The sequence below is a fragment of the Dokdonella sp. genome (assembly GCF_036518555.1).
In the GTDB taxonomy this organism is placed as follows: domain Bacteria; phylum Pseudomonadota; class Gammaproteobacteria; order Xanthomonadales; family Rhodanobacteraceae; genus Dokdonella_A.
The window spans coordinates 23,133-29,132 of record NZ_DATDMY010000232.1 but is presented as its reverse complement, the minus strand read 5'-3'; the positions used below and the strand labels follow the sequence as shown (position 1 = coordinate 29,132).

Annotated in this window: 6 protein-coding genes; 2 read left to right on the top strand and 4 right to left on the bottom strand. The window is 69.3% G+C overall.

What is annotated here, in order from left to right:
* Together VI238_RS12955 and VI238_RS12950 are read right to left on the bottom strand one after the other, a co-directional pair.
* A partial coding sequence (locus VI238_RS12955) for a CocE/NonD family hydrolase (RefSeq protein ID WP_331652007.1) occupies nucleotides 1–1,658 on the bottom strand: 1,658 nt, incomplete at its 3' end.
* A gap of 16 nt (nucleotides 1,659–1,674) precedes the next feature.
* Entirely contained in the window at nucleotides 1,675–2,928 is a 1,254-nt protein-coding gene (locus VI238_RS12950) for an NAD(P)/FAD-dependent oxidoreductase (RefSeq protein ID WP_331652005.1), read from the bottom strand.
* 245 nt (nucleotides 2,929–3,173) lie between these two features.
* On the opposite strand from VI238_RS12950, the gene VI238_RS12945 reads away from it, so the two are divergent.
* The gene (locus VI238_RS12945; protein ID WP_331652003.1) at nucleotides 3,174–3,485 is read left to right on the top strand and encodes a hypothetical protein; all 312 of its coding nucleotides are present in this window, start codon (nucleotides 3,174–3,176) and stop codon (nucleotides 3,483–3,485) included.
* A gap of 113 nt (nucleotides 3,486–3,598) precedes the next feature.
* The gene (locus VI238_RS12940; protein ID WP_331652001.1) at nucleotides 3,599–4,087 is read left to right on the top strand and encodes a C40 family peptidase; all 489 of its coding nucleotides are present in this window, start codon (nucleotides 3,599–3,601) and stop codon (nucleotides 4,085–4,087) included.
* 106 nt (nucleotides 4,088–4,193) lie between these two features.
* On the opposite strand, the gene VI238_RS12935 is transcribed toward VI238_RS12940, so the two are convergent.
* Both VI238_RS12935 and VI238_RS12930 read right to left on the bottom strand, forming a co-directional pair.
* The gene (locus tag VI238_RS12935) at nucleotides 4,194–4,682 is read right to left on the bottom strand and encodes a peptidylprolyl isomerase (protein ID WP_331651999.1); all 489 of its coding nucleotides are present in this window, start codon (nucleotides 4,680–4,682) and stop codon (nucleotides 4,194–4,196) included.
* Between the two features lie 55 nt (nucleotides 4,683–4,737).
* Nucleotides 4,738–5,973: an MFS transporter gene (locus VI238_RS12930; RefSeq protein WP_331651997.1), complete on the bottom strand. Its 1,236-nt coding sequence runs from the start codon at nucleotides 5,971–5,973 to the stop codon at nucleotides 4,738–4,740.
* Nucleotides 5,974–6,000 lie beyond the last annotated feature (27 nt).

The window sequence follows — 6,000 nt, the reverse complement described above, 5'->3', positions numbered from 1 at the left end:
GAATTGATCGGCGCGATCATGAGGCGCAGGCGGCTGCCCTTCGCCACGCGACGCGCGACGAAGCTGAAACGCGAGAAGTCATAGCGTTCGATCGCGCCCGGCTTGACCGCCTCCGCCGCGCGCAGGCTCTTGCGATAGCGTGCGCGCAGCGAATCGCCGGCGAGGTAGACGCTGCTGCCGTCGGCCTTGACCTCGGTGACGCCGACCGTGATGTCGGTGTCGGGCTGGTCGAGCGAGATCCACGCGGCGAGTTTGAAGAAACCCGCGATGTCGGTGTCGTGCGTGAACACCGGCGAGTGGTAGAACAGGGCCTTGCCGGAATAGAGCATCGCGCCGCGCTGGTCGACGAGACCCTCGGGCTCGTCGTCCTGCTCCCACTCGGCCGAACTCGTGTCGAGCGGATCGTAGACGTAGCGGTCGGGCGTGCGGCCGCGCGGCTTGTCGCGTTGGAGGTCCCCCGAGGCGAACACGTCGTTCGCCCGCGCTTCGACCGAATCGAGGTACCAGGTGTCCTCGCGGGCGGTGATCGCGTCGAGGGTCGGCGAATACCGCCAGGCTTCCTCGCCGGTCACGTACCAGGCGACCTTGTCCTTGAGGAAACCGGGTTTGCCGCCGCCCTTCATCGTCCAGTCGTACCAGCTCCGATGCAGGCCGTTCATGTCGAGCAACGATGCGGCGCCGAACTTGAGGCCGCCGACCTCGGCCTTCGGCGTGCGCGTGCCTGCGTGATCCCATGGGCCGATGATGAGGTAATGGCGATCCTTCGCCTGCGCCGAGCCGTAGCGCATGTGCTCGCGATAGAACGCGAGCGCGCCCGGCTGGTCGCCGTCGTACTGGCCGCAGATCGACAGGATCGGCAGCGCGAGTCGGGCGTACTGCTCGGGCGTCGGGCTGAAGCTGTCCCAGTACGCGTCGAGCATCGGGTGGTCGAGCCAGGTCTGGAAATGCGGCGACGGGTTGCCGACATAGCGATCGAGCTCGCGGAACGGCGCGTGCGCGTCGAACCAGCGGCGGAACTGCGCCGACCAGAAACGGCCGTCGCCGAAGATGCCTTCCTGCGATGTGCGGCCGCTGACGAGCGTCAGCCACTGCGTGTCGTAGGAATAGAACATGTTGTGTTGCATCGGATAGTCGACGCCGGGTTTCGGCGACGCGACCGGTACGATCGTCGCGAGGTGCGGCGGGAACTCCTTCGCGCTCGCCCACTGGTCGTAGCCCGCGTAGGAGCCTCCCCACATCGTGACCTTGCCGTCGCAATACGATTGCCCGGCGAGCCACTCGACCACGTCGTGGCCGTCCTTCGCCTCCTGCAGCAACGGGGTGAACTCGCCCTCGGAATTGCCGCGGCCGCGCACGTCGACGGTGAGGAACACGTAGCCGTGCGCCGCGAAGTACATGCCGCGTTCGTGGTAGCTCTGCGAGATGTACGGCGTGAGCGTGAACACGCACGGCAGCGGCCCCTTCTGCTCGCGCGGCTTGTACAGGGTCGCGTTGAGGCGCACGCCGTCGCGAAGCGGGATCTTCACGCCCCATTGGAACTCGACCGGGTCGCCCGGCGGTGCCGCGTCCTCGGCACGTGCGGCGGCGATCGCGCCGATCGTGAGCGACAGCACGATCGCGCGGAGCCAGTGACGGTGCAACGGGGTCGTTCGTTCCATTCGGGGTTCCGTGGGATCAGTGGAAGCGCGCCGGCGTGAACGGCGCGGGATCGAGCGAGGGCGGCCGATCCGCGACGATCTCGCTGACGAGCACGCCGGTGCCGGCCGACATCGTGACGCCGAGCATGCCATGCCCGGTTGCGACCACCAGGTTGTCGATCCCCGGCGCCCGACCGATCACCGGCAGGTCGTCGGGAACCATCGGGCGCCAACCGTACCATTCCTCGACGACTTCGGCGCCTTCGGGCTCACGCAGGAACGCAGCTGCGCCACGCTTCAACGCGTCGAGCCGCACGCGCGTGAGGCGATCGTCGTAGCCCGCGAATTCCATCGTGCTGCCGAGCCGGTAACCCGATCCCCATGCGGTCACGCAGACGCTCGGTTCCTTCAGGGTCATCGGCACGCGCGGGCACGCGGCCGGACGCGAATAGGTGATCGAGTAGCCCTTGCCCGGCTGGATCGGGATGCGCAGACCGAGCCGACGCGCGAGCAGCGGGGACCACGCGCCGAGCGCGAGCACGACGTCGCGGCCCGCGTGCCGGCCATTCGACGCGACGACCTCGGCGATGCGCGAGCCATCGAGCACGAAGCCGTCCACGCGCGCGCCCTCCTCGATGCGGCCGCCCGCGGCGCGCACGATGCGCGCAAGCTCGGCGACGTAGCGATCCGGTCGCAGCGACGCGTCGCCGGGATGGAACAACGCGCCCGCGATCGCCGGCTTGAGGGCCGGCTCGCGCGCGAGCGTCGCAGCGGCATCGAGCGCTTCGACCGCGATGCCGAGGCCGACGAGCCGTTCGGCCATGCCGCGCGCGCGCGCGAAGTGCGCCTCGTCGCGGAACACGCTGAGCGTGCCGATCGCCTCGAACTCGCAGTCGAGCCGTTCGCGCCGCACGAGTTCCTCGACGAGCGCCCGCGAACGCAGCAGCAGCGGCGCTTTCGCGCGCGCCGCGGCGATCCAGTCGTGCCCGTTGCAGCGCCGCGCGAACGCGAGCAGCCAGCGCACGAGTTCCGGATCGGGACGCGGCCGGATGCGCAACGGCGCGTCCGGCCTGAACAGCCAGCGCAGGGCCTGCGCGATCGTGCCCGGCGCCGCGAGCGGCCCCGCATGGCTCGGCGTCAACGTGCCGCAGTTGCCGTGTGAACTGGCGCAGCCGGCGCTGCCCTGCTCGAGCACGGTCACGCTGCGCCCCTCGTGGAGCAGGTAATACGCGCATGCGAGGCCGATCACGCCCCCGCCGAGGATCACGACGTCCGAAGGTCGAGCAGTCATGCGCCGATTGTACGGACCGCGACGTGCGTCGTGCGCGCGTCGCGCAGCGCGACTCCGGGCGCCGCGGTGCTGTCCGCTCTCGCAAACTTCACGCGCTCGCCCGGCCCGGCGATCGCCGAGGCTCCGCCCACGGGATGACTTCGCCGCCGTGCGCTGTCGTGTGCGGGTACGGCCCGCCTCGATCGAATCTGGCATCAAATGTGCAGTTTCCCCGCAGGGGCATGCCGCCCGGTGGGGATCCGCACATGAAGGTGTCGACGAACGAACTGCTGCTGGCTCTGCGGGCGCCGAATTCCGGCTGGCTCGCCGCGCTGATCTGCGCGCTCGACGAAGCCATGCAGGACCCCGATTTCGCCGTGCCGCAGCGGGAAATGGTGCGCAGCCTGCTCGACGCAGGGAGCGTTCCGCACCCGGTCGCGCAGGCCGCGAACGAGCGCCTGACCCGCTTCGAGGAGACCGTGAAGGATCTGCACTCGCTGCTCGTGACGCCGGAGCCCGAAGCGCCGACCGCCCCGGCCGGTCGTCCGAAATTGACACTCTGTGTAACCGCGGCCTGAGTCCGGCTCCTCGGCGGCGACAAAATCGGTCACACCTGGACCAACAACCCGCGGATCGCCCGATCCGGCCGACACGCGTTGACGGGCGGCGCGGATTCGGCGAGCGTGGCGTCATGAAATCGTACGCGCGCGTCGTCGCCACCTGCGGGATCGCCCTCGCACTCGCCGCCTGCGGGACACTCCCGCACCGGGCCGAGCCCCCGCTCGTCGCCGGCACGCCGCGCGCGGGTGCGGCCAATGCGGTGCTGTTTCGCGCGATCGCGCTCGTGGGCACCCCGTATCGCTGGGGCGGCAACACGCCCGACACCGGCTTCGACTGCAGCGGACTCGTCGGCTACGTCTATCGCGATGCGGCCGGCGTGTCCCTGCCGCGCTCGTCGTCGGCGATGAGCGAACTCGGCCGGCGCAAGCTCGCGATCGACCTGCTGCAGCCGGGCGACCTCGTCTTCTTCGAAAGCGGCCGCGACGTCGGCCACGTCGGCATCTACGTCGGCGAACGCCGCTTCGTGCACGCGCCCAACAGCGGCGGCACCGTGCGCCTCGACAGCCTCGACGGCGCATGGTGGAAGGACCACTTCGTGTACGGCAAGCGGGTGCTTTGAGGCACGAGCGTTCGGCCGTGGTTGCCGGGGTGCGAATCGGGCGTCGCACATCGGGAGTCGGGAGAGCTTGGGATTCGCGATCCCCGATTACCGATTCGCGCTCGCGTCAGTGATCGTGGCCGCCGGCGCCGTGGGCGTGGCGGTGCGCGATTTCTTCCTCGCTCGCGTCGCGGATGTCGGTGACCTCGACCTCGAACGTGAGCGTCTTGCCGGCGAGCGGATGGTTGAGGTCGACGTCGATCACGCTCGAGCCGACCTTGTGCACGACGACCATGCGCGGACCCGCCTCGCGCGTGTTGAGCACCGTGCTCATGCCCGGCTTGAGCTGGTCAGGATGCTCGAAGTACTTTTTCGGCACGCGCTGCGTGAAGTTCGCGCGGCGCTCGCCGTAGGCTTCGGCCGGCTGCACCACGACCTCGAAGCGGTCGCCGACCGCGCGGCCGAGCAGCGCCTTCTCGAGACCCGGGATGATGTTGCCGTGGCCGATCAGCACGCTCAGCGGCTCGCCACGCTCGCGCGACGAATCCACCGGCTCGCCGGCGCCATCGCTGACCACGTAATGGAAGGAAACGACCTTGTTCGCCTCGACGTTCACCCACGCGCTCCGGTATGAAAAAAGCGGGCGAGGATAGCAGGTTGCAGTCGCCCCGTCATTTTGCGGCCGGCGCCGAGGCGAACCGCGCGCCGTGCGCCTCCGGCCCGAATGCGGTGACCAGTGCGAGCAGCACGGCGACCGCGGCAATGAAGGTCGCCATCGCGAATGCGTAGTCGCCACCGCGCAGTTCCGCGAACCAGGTCAGGAACGGCGCCGTCGCGGAGGCGAGCAGGTTGCCGCCCTGGTACGCGAAGCCCGGCAGTGTCGCGCGCACGGCGTCGGGGGACAGCTCGTTGAGATGCACGGGCACGACGCCCCACGCACCCTGCACCATGACCTGCAGCAGGAACACGCCGACCCCGAGCAGGATCACCGAGCCGCCGAACGCCCACAACGGGATCGCCGGCAACGCGAGCAGCGCGGCGGTCACGATCGCGCGACGGCGTCCGACCCGCTCCGACCACGAGCCGAAGAAAAGGCCGCCGACGATCGCACCGAGGTTGAGGGTGATCGTGAGCCAGGCGACCGTGCGGGTGTCGAAGTGGTGCTGCTCTTTCAGGAACGTCGGATACAGGTCCTGCGAGCCGTGGCTGAAGAGGTTGAAGCACATCATGAGCACGACGAGATAGGCGAACAGGCCCCAGCGTCCGCGCATCGTCTCGACGAAGCCCGGCCGCGCCGAACCCGCGTCGCGGCTGGCGGACCATACCGGCGACTCGGGAACGTGGCGGCGGATGTACAGCACGAGCAGCGCGGGCAACGCACCGACGACGAACATGCCGCGCCAGCCGATGTGGTCGAACAGCAACAGGTAGACGAGGCCGCCGAGCAGGTAGCCGCACGCGTAGCCTTCCTGCAGCAGGCCGGAGACGGCGCCGCGCGCCTTCGCCGGGATCGACTCCATCGCGAGCGACGCGCCGATGCCCCATTCGCCGCCCATCGCGATGCCGAACAGCGCGCGGATCACGAGCAGCGCGGTCAGCGACGGTGCGAACGCCGAGGCTGCCTCGAGCACGGCGAACAGGACGATGTCGATCATGAGGATCGGACGCCGGCCGTAGCGGTCCGCGAGCCGTCCGAACAGCCATGCGCCGAGCGGCCGCATCGCGAGCGTGAGCATCAGCGAAAACGCGACTTCGGTCTTGCCGACTTCGAACTCGCGCGCGACTTCGGGTATCACGAACACGAGCAGGAAGTAGTCGAACGCATCGAGCGTCCAGCCGAGGAAGCTCGCGAGGACCACCTTGCGCTGGCGCGGGTCGAGTTCGCGCAGGACCGCGAGGAAACTCATCGGCGACCTCGTACGGACGAAGGATGC

What these genes read in the sequence shown, in the direction of transcription:
- VI238_RS12950 (WP_331652005.1), bottom strand. Translation starts at nt 2,928, where the DNA reads ATGACTGCTCGACCTTCGGACGTCGTGATCCTCGGCGGGGGCGTGATC.
- VI238_RS12945 (WP_331652003.1), top strand. Translation starts at nt 3,174, where the DNA reads ATGAAGGTGTCGACGAACGAACTGCTGCTGGCTCTGCGGGCGCCGAAT.
- VI238_RS12940 (WP_331652001.1), top strand. Translation starts at nt 3,599, where the DNA reads ATGAAATCGTACGCGCGCGTCGTCGCCACCTGCGGGATCGCCCTCGCA.
- VI238_RS12930 (WP_331651997.1), bottom strand. Translation starts at nt 5,973, where the DNA reads ATGAGTTTCCTCGCGGTCCTGCGCGAACTCGACCCGCGCCAGCGCAAG.